Here is a 14715-nt window from a genome sequence, read left to right as displayed (position 1 = left end):
CCGGCGGGCGCACACTCAGGGGGAAAGCACCCAGGGAGTCGCCGTTACGGATGATCGAGCCGGCAGATCATGTGGAAGCCAAGGGCGGCGATGCGCGCAACAGAGAGGAATTGCGCCTCGCCGCCAGGATCGGCCGCCGCGATCTCAAGGCGTTCGAGACGATCTACCGACGCTATCAGCCGCGGCTTGCCCGGTTCCTGCTGCATATCCTGCGGCGGCCGCATCTGGTCGAGGAAGTGCTGGACGACACGCTGATGGTCTTGTGGAACCGCCCCGACAGCTTTGCGGGCCGGAGCAAATTGTCGACCTGGCTGTTTTCCATCGCCTATCGCAAGGCGATGATGGCCTTGCGCAAGCAGGAAGACCCGATCGAGGATCAGGCCGGGGAGGAACGGATCAGTCCCGGAAGCTCGCCCGAGCAGCATGCCGGCGCAAACCGGGTCAAGACGGTCCTGCTCGAAGCCTTGAGCCGCCTTTCCGCCGATCATCGTGCGGTGGTCGACCTCACCTATTTCCATGAGATGGGCTATCGCGAAATCGCGCAGATCATGGATTGCCCAGTCGATACGGTGAAAACGCGGATGTTTCACGCCCGGCGCCATTTGCGGCAGGAACTGGCCGGCGAATTCAGCGACTGGGTCTGACACAGCCATGGCCGACATCATCTTCCTTCGGGACGACCCCCATCGCAGCACCCAGATGCTGCTGCCCTGGTATGTCAACGGTCAGCTGGACGCATCCGATGCGGCCGCGGTGGAGGCGCATCTGTGCCAATGCGATGCCTGCCGGGCGGCGCTGGACGAAGAGGCGCGGCTGAAAAAGGAAATAGCCGCGCTGCCGGTCCACGCCGATCTGGGCTGGGAAAAATTGCAGCGCCGGCTCGCCCCCGATCTCATGGATCTTCAGGATGACGTCCGGCGGCCGGAAAAGCAGCCACGGTTCCACCAGGCCTGGCGCAACATGGCGCGACCGGCTGTTCTGGGCGCCTTTGCCGGCGCGCAGATCATGCTGCTGGCCGTGGCCGTGCTGGCGTTCCGCCCGATGGCGGATCGGGCGGAATACAGGTCGCTCGGCGCGCCGGCCGCCAGGCCCGGCGGCAATGCCATCGTGATGTTCCGGCCCGACGCCGTTGAACAGGATATGCGCCTTGCGCTGGATCATGCCGGAGCGCGGATCGTCGAGGGGCCGACCGCCGCCGGAGCCTATGTGCTGAATATCTCCCCGGATCGGCGCGACGCCGCGCTCAGGGACTTGCAGGAGCGCTCCTTCATCCTGCTGGCCCAACCGATCGAGCCGGACCCGCCCAGATGATCCGCCTGCTACGCATGATGTTGGGCATCGCCCTGCTGGCGGCGATGCCGCCCGCGGCCCGCGCCGCGCAGCCGGGCGATGACGACCGCATATTGGTGATGGTGCGCGTTCCCGCACCCCATTTTCGCGCCGACGGAACATATGGCAGCGGCTATTCCGACCGGATCGGCGCGAGTGAGGCCGCACGCGAAGCCCGGCGCATCGCACGGACCTATCGTTTGACGCTGGTCACGGACTGGGCGATGCCCCTCATCAGGCTGCATTGTTTCGTCATGCGCCTGCCCGCGGGCGCAGGGGCGCAGGACATAAGCGACGCGATCTCGAAGGACAGCGCGGTCGAATGGGCGCAACCGATGCACGAATATCAGACGTTGGGCACGGCCCCGGCCGGGGTCGACCCGCTCTATGCCGCCCAGCCTGCCCGGACGCTCTGGCATCTTGACGCCCTGCATCGCCTCGCCACCGGCCGGGGCGTCACCGTGGCCGTGATCGACAGCGGCATCGACCCGCACCATCCCGACCTGGCGGGGCAAGTCAGCACCAATGTGAATTTCGTCGCGGGCAGTCCCTTTGCTGCGGAATGGCATGGCACTGCGGTAGGGGGTATCATCGCGGCCAAGAGCGGCAACGGGATCGGCATAGTGGGCGTGGCGCCAGGCGCACGCCTGATGGGCCTGCGCGCATGCTCGCAAGCCGCAGGCGGAACCGCAACCGCCATATGCGACAGTTTCAGCCTTGCAAAAGCGCTGCACTATGCGATCGAACATGACAGCCGCATCGTCAACATGAGCCTGGGCGGCCCATCCGACCGGCTTCTGGCAGCACTTCTGGATGCGGGGATGACACGCGGCGCCACTTTCATCGCCGCCTATGCTCCCGACCTTCCGAACGGCGGATTCCCCGCTTCGCACCCCGGCGTGATCGCCGTGGCAGGCTCCGCGATATCGGGATCGCAACAAAAATTATATGTGGCCCCCGCACGGGATATACCGGCGACCCGCCCCGGTGGCGGCTGGGGCTTGGTCGATGGAACATCCTATGCGGCCGCCCATGTCAGCGGCCTGTTGGCGTTGATGGCGGAACGTCAGGGCCGGACTAGGCGGCTGGAACTCATCCGGTCAGGAACCGGAGCGGGGATAGACACGCTCGCATCGGTTCAAGGCCGCGGGGCCGAATGTCGTGAACGCTGCCCGGACCATCTGCTGACGGCGAACCGCAATTGAACTACGCCGTAAAAGCGGACTTTCAGTATGTCATTCGGCCCGCCCCTGAGCATTGAAGGAAATGCAGGTCAGTGGTGCGCCGCGCCAGGTAATGATGAGAATATGTCAACGCCATGGCCTTCCAAAGCCCTACCGATCGTTTTGGGTACGAAACAGAAAGTCAATCCGCTGAGCCGCTGGCCGGGGTGGCGAAACTGCTCAACACCAGCCAGCGCTCGATCGAGGCTTTCAACGCGGCGTCGCCGGATACGTAGATATCGCCGTCTTCGAGGGCAGGCCGGATCGGCGACCAGCCCATCCACACGCTGGTCAGGGTTTTCAGCGCGCTTTGGACGAACAGGTCGACGGCAAAGCCGGGATCGCTGACGCACAGGTCGGTGTCGCAGCCCGGCCGCGCGATCAGCCAATAGTGGCGTTCGGGCGCCGGCTGGTCGGGAAAGATGAACTGCACGACGCAGCGCCGGTCGGGAAACTGGCTGAGGTCGATCTTGCGCCGCACGTTCCACATCAACAGCCGGCTGTCGAGATCACGCAGGCTGACCTCGCAATCGATATTCTCGTGCGCCCATTGGCCGAGGGCGTGGACGATCGGCTCCAGTTTGCGCGCCATCGCCGTCGAATGATAGCCGGTGGCATCGCGGCGGACCAGGCCGCTCGCCTCCATCTGCTTGAGGCGACGCGACAGCAGCGTCGGCGACATGCCGGGCACGCCGCGATGAATATCGTTGAAGCGCGTCGAGCCCGACCACATCTCGCCCAGGATGAGCAGAGTCCAGCGCGGCTGCAACAGCTCGCAAGCCTTCGCCACCGGACAAAACTGGTTGTAACCGCCCTCGGCCATGCCCGCACCTTCCCTTGTGCGCGGGAGCCTATCATGGAACGTCCGGCGCGACCGCTACACTTCTTACAGTGGCTGCCGCACTTCCGCCGATCCATCCTGACCTGGCGACCACAGCCAGAGGAGATCGCCAATGCCCCTCGTCACCATCGACGTCATCAAGGACGTCTTCACCCCGGCGCAGAAGGCCGACCTGATCCGTGAAGTCACCGCCGCCATGATCCGCGTGGAAGGCGAAGCCATGCGCGGCGTCACCTGGGTCAAGATCAACGAGATCGCCTCGGGCGACTGGGCGATCGGCGGCCGGCCCCTGACGACGCAGGACGTGCAAAAGCTGGCGGCGACGCCGGTTCCCGCATGAATGTGTGCGCCTTCCATGGCTGGGTTGGCATGGAAGGCGCCGTATCCATAAGGACAATCCGATTGGCGGAATATGGTGCGCCCAACAGGATTCGAACCTGTGGCCTTCGGATTAGGAATCCGACGCTCTATCCTGCTGAGCTATGGGCGCCCGGAAACGGCTCTATGCGGTCGAAGCGGCGCGGTCAATTCTTCGCTTCAGGCGGAATCACGGGAAACGGCAGGGGGGCAACCTCCACACCCTCGGCGATCAGCGCGCGGGCTTCATCCAGCGCGACCTCACCATGGATGCTGGCGCGATCCTGCTCGCCATAATGCATGGCGCGGGCCTGCTCGGCAAAGCCCCGGCCGACCCAGACCGAATCCTCCAGCGCCTTTTGCTGCGCCCTGGCCAGCGCCTGCACCAGTTCGCGCATCTTCGCTTCCTCGCCCGCGCCCATGACGATGGAGGCTCCGTCCGAAGGGGCCGGCGCGGGCAGCGCTTCCGGGCGGCTGTTGCCCTTGGGCGCGACCGCTGGCGCCATCACCGCCTTGCGCACCTGCATGTCTCCGCACATCGGACAGGCCAGCAGGCCCCGCGCCTTCTGATCCTCATAATCGGCGCTGGAACCGAACCACGCCTCGAACACATGGCCTTGGGATTCGCATTTGAGGTCGAACACGATCACGACACTGTCACATCCATGGGCAATGATCGCCGGTTGGCGAGCGCAGGCACCCGCCCGCGCACATCCTCTATGCGCGACAGATCGATATCCGCAAGAGCCAGCCCCGTGCTTTCGCCCATATCCAGGACAATGTCCCCCCATGGGTCAACAATCAGGCTGTGGCCATAGGTGTTGCGGCCATCGCCATGATGTCCGGTCTGTGCGGCGGCGATCACGAAGCAACCCGCCTCGATCGCCCGCGCGCGGAGCAAGATGTGCCAATGCGCCTTGCCCGTCGGCACCGTAAAGGCGGCCGGCATCAGCAACACGGTTGCCCCGGCGTTGGTGAGCGCGCGGTAGAGATCGGGGAAACGCATGTCGTAACAGACTGACAGTCCCATGCGCGCCCAGGGCGTATCGACTGCAACGACCTGCTCGCCCGGGCCATAGACAGACGATTCGCGCCAGCTTTCCCCTGTCGCCAGATCGACGTCGAACAGGTGGATCTTGTCATATCGGGCGCGGACTTCGCCGCTCGCGTCGATCATGAAGCTGCGATTGGCCCAGCGGCCATCAGCGCGCTCATCCTTGAGCGGGAGCGAGCCGAGATGAATCCAAAGCCCCAGCCTTGCCGCAGCATCGCGCACCGCGGCCAGAACCGGATCTTCCGCCTCAGGTCGCAGGGTCGCGGCCGCACGCTGCCGGTCACGGTCCAGATAGCCCGCCATTTCGGGGGTGAAGAGGATATCCGCCCCTTCCCCTTTCGCCCGCACGGCCATGTCCACGATCGCGGTGGCATTGGCGGCGGGATCGATCCCGCTTGTCATCTGGAAGATCGCGGCGCGCACCCGTCCTACAATCCCAACAAGGGGTCGAGTTCGCCCCGCCGGTCCAGCGCCGTCAGATCGTCGCTGCCGCCGACATGACGGCCGTCGATGAAGATTTGCGGCACGGTGGCTCCGCCCTGCGCGCGATCCAGCATCTCCTGGCGCTTCGCCCCGTCCATGGTGATATCATATTCCTCGAACGCCACGCCCTTGCGATCGAGCAGGGACTTCGCCCTGGCGCAATAGCCGCACCAGGCCCTGGTATAGATTTCGACCTTCGCCATTATTCACTCCTTGACCGCCGAAATTGTGGCTCGGCACGCATTTGTCAATCGGCAGCGTCGGGCAGCACCCGCGCCCAGCACAACAGATGAACACTCGCCGCACCCCCGCGTTTCAACGTTCGGGCGCAGGCGGCGGCCGTCGCGCCGCTGGTATGCACATCGTCGATCAGCAACACCGCCCTGCCCCTGACCCCATGGCCAGGTGCCAGTGCGAAGGCGCCGCGGACCGCCTTCGCGCGCAGCCTGGGCGTCATGCCACGCAGCGGCTGGGTCCGGCGCGTGCGCACCAGGCCATGTTGGTCGACCGGCAGGCCGGTCAGCCGTCCCAGATGACGCGCGATCAGCGCGGATTGGTTGAACCCCCGCCACCACAGCCGCCAGCGATGCAGCGGCACCGGCATGATCAATGCTCCATCCAGAACTGGCACCCGCCGGGCCATCTGCCGCGCGATCAGCCGGGCAAGGCCGATGCGCCGCCCATATTTGAGGCGGAGCGCCACCGCCCGCGCCACATCGCCATAGGCCAGCACCGCCCGCGCGCTGTCGAACGGGGGCGGATCCGCCAGACATGCGCCGCACTCCGCACCTTCCCCCTGGTCGAATTCGAACGGCACGCCGCAGCGCGCGCAGCAGGGTGCGCCCAGAAAACGCATCCCGCTCCAGCAGGTCAGGCAGAAGGCATCGTCCGCATCGACGATGACGCCGCAACCGGGGCAACGCGGCGGCAGGGCATAATCGAGCGCCGGACGCAGCACGGTCTTGAGAAGCGGCGAAAGCGACATCATCTCCCTTGTTCCCGCTCCTTCGCCGATGCACAAGGCCCGCCATGACCAACCCCGACATCTTCGACCGTACCCTGCGCGGCAAGCGGCGCGACCGGATGCTGGCGCGGTTCGCCGATCACGACTTTCTCTACCGCGCGATGCTGGATGAATTGCTGGATCGGCTGGCCGATGTTCAGCGCGATTTCAGTGAAGTGCTGCTGATCGGCTGCCCTGACGGCCGCGCGAGGACCGCGCTGGAGGCGACGGGCAAGAGCGTGGTCTGCGCCGACCCCGGTTTCGCCGCCGCGAGGGCGCAGGGAGGAGTCCAGGCGGATGAGGACGCCCTGCCCTTCGCCGACGACAGCTTCGATCTGGTGATCGCCTGCGGCACATTGGACAGCGTCAACGACCTGCCGGGCGCGCTGATCCTGATGCGGCGCATCCTGCGTCCCGACGGGCTGATGCTGGCGGCCTTCACCGGCGCGGGCACCCTGCCGCGATTGCGGGCGGCGCTGATGGCGGGCGAAGGCGAGCGGCCGGGTCAGCATATCCATCCGCAGGTCGATGTGCGTTCGGCGGGCGACCTGCTGTCGCGGGCGGGCTTCACCATGCCGGTGGCCGATGGCGATATATTGACCGTGCGGTATGGCGACATGCTGCGGCTGATGCATGATCTGCGCGGCATGGGCGCGGGCAATGTGCTGCGTTCGCGGCCACCCGCGCTGCGCCGGGAGGCGCTGGTCGCCGCAGCGGAGCATTTTGCCGCTGCTGCCGACAGCGATGGACGAACGGCGGAACAGATGGCGATCCTTTATCTCAGCGGCTGGAAACCCGATCCCAGTCAGGCCCAACCGGCCCGCCGGGGCAGCGCCACCATGTCATTGGCGCAGGCGCTGAAACCCCGGCATTAGGGTGACACAGGTGACACGATGAAGGGGCGAAAAAGCGCCGTTTTTTCCGATATTCGCTCTTTCAGGGAGCCGAAGCGGCATTAGCGCGGAAGATGGGCTGTAGGACAGGGGAAAATGCCGCTTGTGCGGCTGGCCCACCCCCGGCCCCTCCCGCCCGCGGGAGGGGAGAAGAAAGGTTCGCCTTCCTTCAAAAGCTGTCCGTCAGGCCGCCAGTCGCAGGAACGGCACCGGCTCCGTCGAGCGAAGGACGATGGGCTTGCCCTCGGACGCCTCGAACAGTTCGCCGTCCAGGATGACGCTGCTGTGATCGCCCTCGATGCGGATCACGTCGCCCTGTTCCAGATGGATGCCCTGCACCTGCGACTTGCCCACGCGCCTGGTGACGCTCGCCCAGACGAGGCGCAGCAGCGCGGGCAGATTCTGGTCCACCGCCATCAGCTTCATATTGCCGCGCCGGCTGTCGCCCGGCTGAACGCCCAGCAGCAGCCGTTCCAACGTCGTCACGATCAGCACGGCGAACCTGCCCGCAATCTGGCCTTCGCGGATCAGCGAGATGCGGACCGGATGGCTCGATTGCGGCAGGAACCGGGCGCGTATGCCGAAAAGCAGCGAAATCAGCACCGCGATCACCGTCAGGAAATGACTGATCCCGTTGGAAAGCCCGAGCGGATAGATCTGGTTGCGGCAATAGAGCATATAGTCGGCAAGGCCCGCCCCGCCGAGGAACATGCCCAGCACCGGCCGCGCCTCCGCGCTGCCGTCGGACAGGGCGATCAGTTCGCGGGCGACGACATGGTCGTCGACCCCCGCCTTGGCGATCTGGACGATCCTTTCCAGCGCCTTGATCGGATCGCCATGGATGCCGAGGTCGAGGGCGATCAGGTTGGTCTTGCCATTGGGCAGCACCGCGATCGGGGGCACGCGCCCCTTGAAATGCTCGCCCTGATAGAGCTCGGTCAGCGCCGCCTGCACCGTGCCGTCGCCGCCATTGATGACGATGACGACCGGATCGACCCGGGCGATGGTCTGGAGCGCCCGGCCGATCTGGTCGACATGCTCCACCTCATAGTGGAAAATGTCCGGGTTGTTGGCGCAATAGCTGCGCACGCGCGGAAGCGTCTGCCGGTTGCCCGTCGATTTGGGATTGGACAGAAGCGCCACGCGAACCATGGATCAGATCACATATATTTGAGGTTGATGGTGATTTTCGTCACGCCCGGCCCCGCATAGAAGGCGGCCTTCTCGACCCCCGGCTTGCCCAGGTTGAAGATGCTGATCGAGGGATTGTTGGAAAAGCCGCCGCCGTCGCGGGAAATGTCGGTCTTGCCATTGCCGTCGCGATCGTGGCGCACGGCAATGCCATATTTTCCGGGGGCGGGAACCGGCATGCAGAAGCGCATCGCGCCATTGCTGGCCTTGACCGGCACGTCGATGCGGTTGAGCCATTCGCCCCTGGCCAGCCAGGCCGCCTTGGTGGCGGGATAGGATTGCACGCGCACCGTGCCGGTCGCGGCGGCAAAGCCGCGCACGTCGACCAGCACCGCCGGTCCCCGGGCGGAAGCGGAACAGCGTTCCAGATCGTTGCCGATTTCCATACCATGGGCGATAGCCGGGGCGGCGGCGAACAAGGCCCCCACCGGCAACAGACCCATTGCAACTTTGAACATGACCATCCAACTCCGTGAAGCTATAGCCGCCCGATGACACCGGACGGCGAGCCCCTGTTCGCCCCGCAACTTACCTGACTCGCATATGGGCAGGGTTTGCGGCCAAATCATGGTGATGGGACGACCACATAGAGAAATGCTGACCGCCACCGACAGATATATCGCCCGGCTGATCGCCCTGCCCCTGCTGGGAACGCTGGTGATATCGGCCATGCTGCTGGTGCTCGACAAGATGCTGAGCCTGTTCGATTTCGTCGCGGCGGAGGGCGGGCCGGTCAGCGTCGTGTGGCGGATGCTGGCGAACATGATGCCCGAATATCTGTCGCTGGGCATTCCCATCGGCCTGATGCTGGGGATTCTGCTGGCCTTCCGCAGGCTCGCCCTGTCGTCCGAACTGGACGTGATGCGGGCGGTCGGCCTGTCATACGGACGGCTGCTGCGCGTGCCCTATCTCTATGCGATCGCGCTCGCCCTGCTGAATTTCGGCATCGTCGGCTTCGTCCAGCCGCTGTCGCGCCATGCCTATGAAGCGCTGCGGTTCGAGCTGCGCTCGGGCGCGCTGGGCGCATCGATCAAGGTGGGCGAGTTCACCAATCTCAGCAAGCGGATGACCATGCGGATCGAACGCAGCCTGGACGAGGGCCGCAATCTGCAGGGGATTTTCGTGCGCGCCATCGGCAAGGACGGCCAGACCGTGGCGGTGACGGCGGCGCAGGGCGAATTCCTGGCCACCGACGATCCCGACACCATCATCTTCCGCCTGCGCGACGGCGTGCTGGTGAACAACGCCCCCAAATATAAATCGCCGCGAATCCTGTCCTTTTCCAGCCACGACCTGCCGATCGACCTGCCGCAGATCGAGAAATTCCGCGGCCGCGACGTGGACCGGGAAAAGACCATCCCCGAACTGGTCATGATCGGCCACGATCCCGCCACGCCGGACAAGCTGCGCAACGAGATACGCGCCAATTTCCATTTCCGCATGGTCGAAGTGGCGATGATGATGCTGTTGCCGCTGGCGGCGCTGGCCTTCGCCATTCCACCCAAGCGATCCACCTCGGCCCTGGGCGTGTTCCTCTCGATCGTGTTCATCGTGACCTATCACAAGATCAACGAATATGGGCAGGGCGTGGGATCGCTGGGCAAGATCGACCCGATCATCGCGCTGTGGGGGCCGTTCCTGCTGTTCGCGGGGGTGATCCTGTGGATGTATCATGTGATCGCGCACCGCCCCGGCGGCCAGCCGATCGCCGCCCTCGAATATGCCTTTGCCAAGGTCGCCAAGCAGATACCGCGCCTGTTGCGGCTGGTGCGGCGGCGCCCCTCCCTATCGGAAGCTCCGGCGGAAGGAGCCGCCTGATCCATGCATCAGTTCAATTTCTTCCCGTCGCGCCAGATCAGCTGGTACATGGCCCGGCTGTTCCTGACGCGGACCTTCGCGGTGCTGGCGATGCTGGTCGCGGTGCTCCAGACGCTCGACCTGCTGGGTGAATCGGGCGACATCCTTGCCTATGCGGGCAATGGCGACGCGCAATTATGGCATTATGTCGCGTTGCGGGCGCCACAGATCGTGGCCCGGTTCCTGCCCTTTTCCGTGCTGCTGGGCACGCTGATCATGCTGGCCACGCTGAACCAGAACAGCGAGATCATCTCGATGAAGGCGGCCGGGCTGTCCGCGCACCAGATCCTGGCGCCGCTGCTGGCGGCGGCGATGGGCGTGGCGGTCATCAGCTATGCCTTCAACGAACGGATCGTGGCGCGCTCCACCGCCCGGCTTTCGGCCTGGCAGGCGGTGGAATATGGCCCCCTGCCCCCCGAAAGCGGGATCAAGGCCAATCCCTGGGTGCGCGACGGCAACAATCTGGTGAGCGCGGCCATCGTCGCCGGGCGCGGCACGGCCGTCCAACTGCGCAAGGTCGAGATCTTCAACCGCATCAACAACAGGCTGACCACCATCATCCAGGCGCCCAGGGGCCATTATGACCCCGTCGCCAGGAATTGGGTGCTGGAAGGCGCCCGCCAGTTCGACGTGGCACGCGGGACGGAGCGGCAGATCGGCACGGTGCATTTCGGCCACGACATCCGGCCCGACCAGTTCACGCTCGCCAAGGTGGATCCCGACGCGCTGACCTTCAGCCAGTTGCAGGCGGCGATCAGCAACCTGCATGATGCCGGGCGGCCGACGGCGGAACTGGAAGGCAGCCTGTGGCACAAGCTTTCGGGACCGCTGTCCGCGCTGCTGATGCCGATATTGGGATCCGTCGCGGCCTTCGGCCTTGCCCGGTCGGGCCAGCTTTTCCTGCGCGCGGTGCTGGGAATGGCGCTGGGTTTCGCCTATTTCGTGGCGGACAATTTCTCGCTCGCCATGGGCAATCTGGGCGCCTACCCGCCCTTTCTCGCCGCCTGGGCGCCGTTCCTCCTGTTCCTGCTGGTCGGCGAGACGGTGTTGTTCCGGACCGAGGAGTAGCGATCGGGTTCGCGCAGAGGATGCAGAATTATCTGCGTCTTGCGCGCCTCTGCGCGAACATGAGCGGGCTTAGCGGCGAACCATCGTGCTGCGGGCGATCTTCCCGACCAGTGGCCACATGCCGCCATAATTGCCGCGATGATAGGGCGAGTCCGCCGCCAGCGTGGCGATCAGCCGCTTATGCGCGGTGCCCAGCGCATGATAGGGCACGCTGGGCAGCAGATGATGCAGCGCATGATAGCGCAGGCCCACCGGCGCCCAGATCGCCGCCAGCGGCGAAGGCGGCGGCACGTTCACCGAATCCAGATATTGCGCCGTCACCGTCATCGCATCGCCCTCATTCTCCCAGAGATGCGCGACCAGGGTGCGCAACTGGTTGATGACGGTCATCGCCGAATGGACGGCCATATAGGTCAGCAGCGGCTTCCAGCCGAAAACAAACACGCTGCCCACCAATGCCAGGGCGAAGAGCGAGGCGCCCGCTTCCTGCCAGAACCACATATGGGCGAATTCGCCCTCCGGCGCGCGGCGGCGATAGGCCGGGTTGATCGACAGCGCGGAAAATTCCGCCACCACCTTGCGGCGCAGCGGCGGGACCAGCAGGCCCAGCGGCGTCAGCACGGCAAAGCGCAGGATCAGCCCGACCGGCGCCAGCGACGCGACCAGGATGAACAGCGGCAGCGACCAGGGCTTCATCAGCGCCAGCGGCAGATATTCCGGGTCATTGGCCGTGCCGTAGCGGGTACGCGCATGATGCTGGGTATGCACCTCCTCATAGAGGAAGGAGGGGATCAGCAGCGGAATGCCGACGATCAGGTTCCAGCCCAGACGAAATCCCGGCAACGCGCCCTTGCGGATATGGGTCAGCTCATGGATGAAGCTTGCCGCGCGATAGAGCGCCAGCATCGCCACCAGCCCGAGAGCCACCATCGGGACGCCATCGCTCAGGATCGCTCCGGCCAGCGCCGCATAGCCGACAAGTGCCGAGAGCAGCATGTCGGGCCAGTAGATGGAAGGCCTGGCCGTCGACAGTTCGCGCGTCAGGTCCGCCGCCGCACGCAGCATCGCCGCGTCGTCTGGGATCGCGCTCTTGGTCCGCGACGCGGCGGCAATCAAGGGATCATGCACAGTCATGCCGTGGTTCCTAAAGTGTAAATGCGCTGCAATTGGGGCAGCAACATGACGATTTCGTCATTCGGGGCCATCCGCTCATGTCCCGATTGACATTCGGGAAACAAGCGTCGAACTGCTGTTCCCCAAATACTCCCGCTCTTGCGAAAGCTCCATCGTGGCAAATAAAGAACTGGTGATCACCCCCGTCACTTCCAAGGCCGACCGCAAGGCTTTCGTCGATCTTCCCTGGCGGCTCTACGCCAACGATCCCAACTGGGTGCCGCCGCTGAAGGATGAGGTCTACAGCCTTATCACGCCGGGCAAGAACCCCTTTTTCGGCCATGCCGAAGCGCAATATTTCCTCGCCCGCCGGGGCGGCACGGTGGTCGGACGCGTGTCCGCGCATCTCGATCATCTCGCCCTCGGCCAGCCCGCCGAGCAGGGCATGGGGCCGGGCTGCGGCAATTTCGGCCTGTTCGAGGCGGAGGACGCCGAAACCGGCGCGGCCCTGATCGCGGCGGCGGAAGGATGGCTGCGGGCCAAGGGGATGACGCGGTCGCTCGGTCCCATTTCGCTCTCCATCTGGGAGGAACCGGGCCTGCTGATCGAAGGGTTCGACCATCCGCCGACCGTCATGATGGGCCATGCCAAGCCCGAATACCGGCCGATGATCGAAGGCGCGGGCTACCAGCCGGTGAAGCAGCTCAAGACCTATGAGCTCGACATCACCCAGGATTTCCCGCCGCTGATCCAGCGCATCGTCCAGTCGGGCGAGAAGAATGCGCGCATCCGCATCCGCAATGTCGACAAGTCGAAATTCGATGAGGAAGCGGCGATCATCCTCGGCATCCTGAACGATGCATGGGGCAATAATTGGGGCTTCGTGCCGATCACCGACGAGGAAGTGGCGCATTTCGGCAAGCAGTTGAAGCCGATCGTGTTCAACGACCTCATCATGATCGCCGAGCTGGAGGGTGAGCCGGTCGCCTTCATGATGACGCTGCCCGATCTGAACGAAGCCATCGCGCCGCTGAACGGCTCCCTCTTCCCGTTCGGCTGGGCGAAGCTGCTCTGGTGGCTGCGCAAGCCCAAGGTGCGGACGATGCGCGTGCCGCTGATGGGCGTGGTGCAGCGGCTCCAATCGTCCCGCATGGCAAGCCAGCTCGCCTTCATGATGATCGAATATATCCGCCGCAACGCCACGGCCCATTATGGCGCCACCCGCGGCGAGATCGGCTGGGTGCTGGACGACAATCAGGGCATGAACGCCATTGCCGACGCCATCGAGAGCAAGGTGAACAAGGTGTATCAGGTCTACGAAAAGGCGCTCTGAAGCTCTGCCGGAACGGCTACGTCGACGGCCCCCGCGGCGATCCTCGCAATCGCAGGGGTCCTGGCCAGAACCTCTCCGTCGATGGAGATGCGCTGCGGCGGCACGGTCTCTATCCGGAAGGAATTGCCGCGAAATTCCTGGGTATGCGCATCCCGGTCGCGCAACTTGAAGAATTTGGCGTACCAGTCCCAGGCGAGCCGTGCATGGCTGCGCCCGACCACCGCCTGCACGACGATCTCGCCGGTATCCACATCGGCATGATCGGACAGTTCGACGCCGCCATGATAGGGTCCGTTCAGGATGCGCACCTCGGTCGACCAGAGGCGTTTCTCGCCCGTTCCATCGTCCAGCACCAGACGGAAGGCGCGAAAGCCGACCGAACATTTGACCGCCCAGAGCAGATAGCCGATCCGGCCGAGATAGCGCTTGAGCTTGTGCGGCACGGTCTGTCCGATCATCGGCGAGAGGCCAAGGGAGGCGGCATTCACGAAATAATCCTGGTCGATCATGCCGAGGTCAATCCGTCGCCTTCGCCCTGAAGCGATAGCCTTCACCGCCCCCTCCAGGTCGAGCGGTATTCCCAGCGTGCGGGCAAAGCTGTTCGCCGTGCCCAGCGGCAACACGCCAAAGACGCAGTCCTTGCCCACCAGTTCATCGACCGTGCCGGAGAGGGAGCCATCGCCGCCGCCGACGATCACCATCGGCGCGCCCTCCGCCACCGCCCTGCGCACGGTTTCCTGCAGGCGGTCCGGTTCCTTCACCGCATGGGCGGCGATCAGCCGCACCCCCGCCTGCTCCAGCAGGCGCCTGGCTTCCTGGTAGAGAGCCTCCCCCCGGCGGGAATGGACGTTGACGATCAGCACTGCCTCGCGCGGCAAGGAGGCGGATGTCGGAGATTTCGTTTCCATGCCTCAACAACTCGCGACCGCGCCATCGGGTCCGAAACCAATTCGCAGCCGCGCACGTTCAG

General features: G+C 65.0%; 17 protein-coding genes and 1 tRNA gene. 8 read left to right on the top strand and 10 right to left on the bottom strand.

All coding sequences use genetic code 11. The annotated features are described in order from the left end of the window. Positions 1-50: 50 nt before the first annotated feature. Genes MJ601_RS11230 through MJ601_RS11220 form a run of 3 tightly spaced genes read left to right on the top strand, consistent with a single transcriptional unit; the run spans position 51 to position 2534 of the window. Complete coding sequence (locus tag MJ601_RS11230; protein WP_242126364.1) at positions 51-644, top strand: RNA polymerase sigma factor; 594 nt, start codon at positions 51-53, stop codon at positions 642-644. Positions 645-651: 7 nt separating this feature from the next. Continuing rightward, positions 652-1311, top strand: a complete 660-nt coding sequence (locus MJ601_RS11225) for an anti-sigma factor (protein WP_242126361.1) — start codon at positions 652-654, stop codon at positions 1309-1311. Then, a complete protein-coding gene (locus tag MJ601_RS11220) occupies positions 1308-2534 on the top strand; it encodes a S8 family peptidase (RefSeq protein ID WP_242126359.1) in 1227 nt (408 codons plus the stop codon). The genes MJ601_RS11225 and MJ601_RS11220 overlap by 4 nt, the downstream gene beginning before the upstream one ends. 160 nt (positions 2535-2694) lie before the next feature. Here MJ601_RS11220 and MJ601_RS11215 read toward each other — a convergent pair whose 3' ends face one another. After that, positions 2695-3375, bottom strand: a complete 681-nt coding sequence (locus MJ601_RS11215) for a winged helix-turn-helix transcriptional regulator (RefSeq protein ID WP_242126357.1) — start codon at positions 3373-3375, stop codon at positions 2695-2697. Between the two features lie 130 nt (positions 3376-3505). Between MJ601_RS11215 and MJ601_RS11210 the strand changes: the two genes are divergently transcribed. Further along, positions 3506-3733: a tautomerase family protein gene (locus MJ601_RS11210; RefSeq protein ID WP_242126355.1), complete on the top strand. Its 228-nt coding sequence runs from the start codon at positions 3506-3508 to the stop codon at positions 3731-3733. A gap of 73 nt (positions 3734-3806) precedes the next feature. Here MJ601_RS11210 and MJ601_RS11205 read toward each other — a convergent pair. The 5 genes from MJ601_RS11205 to MJ601_RS11185 form a co-directional block, all read right to left on the bottom strand. Further along, positions 3807-3883, bottom strand: a tRNA-Arg gene (locus tag MJ601_RS11205). A gap of 34 nt (positions 3884-3917) precedes the next feature. Continuing rightward, positions 3918-4400, bottom strand: a complete 483-nt coding sequence (locus MJ601_RS11200; protein ID WP_242126353.1) for a DUF1178 family protein — start codon at positions 4398-4400, stop codon at positions 3918-3920. After that, the gene (locus tag MJ601_RS11195; RefSeq protein WP_242126352.1) at positions 4397-5227 is read right to left on the bottom strand and encodes a carbon-nitrogen hydrolase family protein; all 831 of its coding nucleotides are present in this window, start codon (positions 5225-5227) and stop codon (positions 4397-4399) included. The genes MJ601_RS11200 and MJ601_RS11195 overlap by 4 nt, the downstream gene beginning before the upstream one ends. A gap of 5 nt (positions 5228-5232) precedes the next feature. After that, positions 5233-5490, bottom strand: a complete 258-nt coding sequence (gene grxC / locus MJ601_RS11190; RefSeq protein WP_242126350.1) for a glutaredoxin 3 — start codon at positions 5488-5490, stop codon at positions 5233-5235. A gap of 44 nt (positions 5491-5534) precedes the next feature. After that, entirely contained in the window at positions 5535-6275 is a 741-nt protein-coding gene (locus tag MJ601_RS11185; protein ID WP_242126348.1) for a ComF family protein, read from the bottom strand. Between the two features lie 41 nt (positions 6276-6316). On the opposite strand from MJ601_RS11185, the gene MJ601_RS11180 reads away from it, so the two are divergent. Next, positions 6317-7165: a class I SAM-dependent methyltransferase gene (locus MJ601_RS11180; protein ID WP_242126346.1), complete on the top strand. Its 849-nt coding sequence runs from the start codon at positions 6317-6319 to the stop codon at positions 7163-7165. Positions 7166-7366: 201 nt separating this feature from the next. Here the strand turns inward: MJ601_RS11180 and MJ601_RS11175 are convergent, their stop codons facing one another. Both MJ601_RS11175 and MJ601_RS11170 read right to left on the bottom strand, forming a co-directional pair. Then, positions 7367-8335, bottom strand: coding sequence for a diacylglycerol/lipid kinase family protein (locus tag MJ601_RS11175; protein WP_242126344.1), 969 nt, complete (start codon positions 8333-8335; stop codon positions 7367-7369). An 8-nt stretch (positions 8336-8343) separates the two neighbouring features. After that, positions 8344-8838 (bottom strand): DUF2141 domain-containing protein, encoded by a 495-nt coding sequence (locus tag MJ601_RS11170; RefSeq protein ID WP_242126342.1) that lies wholly within the window; start codon positions 8836-8838, stop codon positions 8344-8346. Between the two features lie 130 nt (positions 8839-8968). On the opposite strand from MJ601_RS11170, the gene lptF reads away from it, so the two are divergent. After that, the gene (gene lptF, locus MJ601_RS11165; protein ID WP_242126340.1) at positions 8969-10192 is read left to right on the top strand and encodes an LPS export ABC transporter permease LptF; all 1224 of its coding nucleotides are present in this window, start codon (positions 8969-8971) and stop codon (positions 10190-10192) included. 3 nt (positions 10193-10195) lie between these two features. Beyond that, positions 10196-11299 carry an LPS export ABC transporter permease LptG gene (gene lptG, locus MJ601_RS11160; protein ID WP_242126338.1) on the top strand — a complete coding sequence of 368 codons (1104 nt, stop codon included), beginning with the start codon at positions 10196-10198 and terminating at the stop codon, positions 11297-11299. A 69-nt stretch (positions 11300-11368) separates the two neighbouring features. Here the strand turns inward: lptG and MJ601_RS11155 are convergent, their stop codons facing one another. Then, positions 11369-12433 carry a fatty acid desaturase family protein gene (locus MJ601_RS11155; RefSeq protein WP_242126336.1) on the bottom strand — a complete coding sequence of 355 codons (1065 nt, stop codon included), beginning with the start codon at positions 12431-12433 and terminating at the stop codon, positions 11369-11371. Between the two features lie 154 nt (positions 12434-12587). On the opposite strand from MJ601_RS11155, the gene MJ601_RS11150 reads away from it, so the two are divergent. Further along, positions 12588-13745, top strand: a complete 1158-nt coding sequence (locus MJ601_RS11150) for an N-acetyltransferase (protein ID WP_242126334.1) — start codon at positions 12588-12590, stop codon at positions 13743-13745. On the opposite strand, the gene MJ601_RS11145 is transcribed toward MJ601_RS11150, so the two are convergent. Further along, positions 13727-14653, bottom strand: coding sequence for a diacylglycerol/lipid kinase family protein (locus tag MJ601_RS11145; protein WP_242126332.1), 927 nt, complete (start codon positions 14651-14653; stop codon positions 13727-13729). The two genes, MJ601_RS11150 and MJ601_RS11145, sit on opposite strands and share 19 nt — an antisense overlap. Positions 14654-14715: the final 62 nt, after the last annotated feature.

The organism is Sphingobium trunci, from assembly GCF_022664535.1.
Classification (GTDB): Bacteria; Pseudomonadota; Alphaproteobacteria; order Sphingomonadales; family Sphingomonadaceae; genus Sphingobium.
The sequence above is the reverse complement of the archived record's forward strand: the minus strand, read 5'-3'. Positions and strand labels throughout refer to the sequence as shown.

Excerpts from the sequence above, each read along its gene's own strand:
- MJ601_RS11230 (WP_242126364.1), top strand. The coding sequence starts at position 51 with ATGATCGAGCCGGCAGATCATGTGGAAGCCAAGGGCGGCGATGCGCGC.
- MJ601_RS11225 (WP_242126361.1), top strand. The coding sequence starts at position 652 with ATGGCCGACATCATCTTCCTTCGGGACGACCCCCATCGCAGCACCCAG.
- MJ601_RS11220 (WP_242126359.1), top strand. The coding sequence starts at position 1,308 with ATGATCCGCCTGCTACGCATGATGTTGGGCATCGCCCTGCTGGCGGCG.
- MJ601_RS11215 (WP_242126357.1), bottom strand. The coding sequence starts at position 3,375 with ATGGCCGAGGGCGGTTACAACCAGTTTTGTCCGGTGGCGAAGGCTTGC.
- MJ601_RS11210 (WP_242126355.1), top strand. The coding sequence starts at position 3,506 with ATGCCCCTCGTCACCATCGACGTCATCAAGGACGTCTTCACCCCGGCG.
- grxC (WP_242126350.1), bottom strand. The coding sequence starts at position 5,490 with ATGGCGAAGGTCGAAATCTATACCAGGGCCTGGTGCGGCTATTGCGCC.
- MJ601_RS11185 (WP_242126348.1), bottom strand. The coding sequence starts at position 6,275 with ATGATGTCGCTTTCGCCGCTTCTCAAGACCGTGCTGCGTCCGGCGCTC.
- MJ601_RS11180 (WP_242126346.1), top strand. The coding sequence starts at position 6,317 with ATGACCAACCCCGACATCTTCGACCGTACCCTGCGCGGCAAGCGGCGC.
- MJ601_RS11175 (WP_242126344.1), bottom strand. The coding sequence starts at position 8,335 with ATGGTTCGCGTGGCGCTTCTGTCCAATCCCAAATCGACGGGCAACCGG.
- MJ601_RS11170 (WP_242126342.1), bottom strand. The coding sequence starts at position 8,838 with ATGGTCATGTTCAAAGTTGCAATGGGTCTGTTGCCGGTGGGGGCCTTG.
- lptF (WP_242126340.1), top strand. The coding sequence starts at position 8,969 with ATGCTGACCGCCACCGACAGATATATCGCCCGGCTGATCGCCCTGCCC.
- lptG (WP_242126338.1), top strand. The coding sequence starts at position 10,196 with ATGCATCAGTTCAATTTCTTCCCGTCGCGCCAGATCAGCTGGTACATG.
- MJ601_RS11155 (WP_242126336.1), bottom strand. The coding sequence starts at position 12,433 with ATGACTGTGCATGATCCCTTGATTGCCGCCGCGTCGCGGACCAAGAGC.
- MJ601_RS11145 (WP_242126332.1), bottom strand. The coding sequence starts at position 14,653 with ATGGAAACGAAATCTCCGACATCCGCCTCCTTGCCGCGCGAGGCAGTG.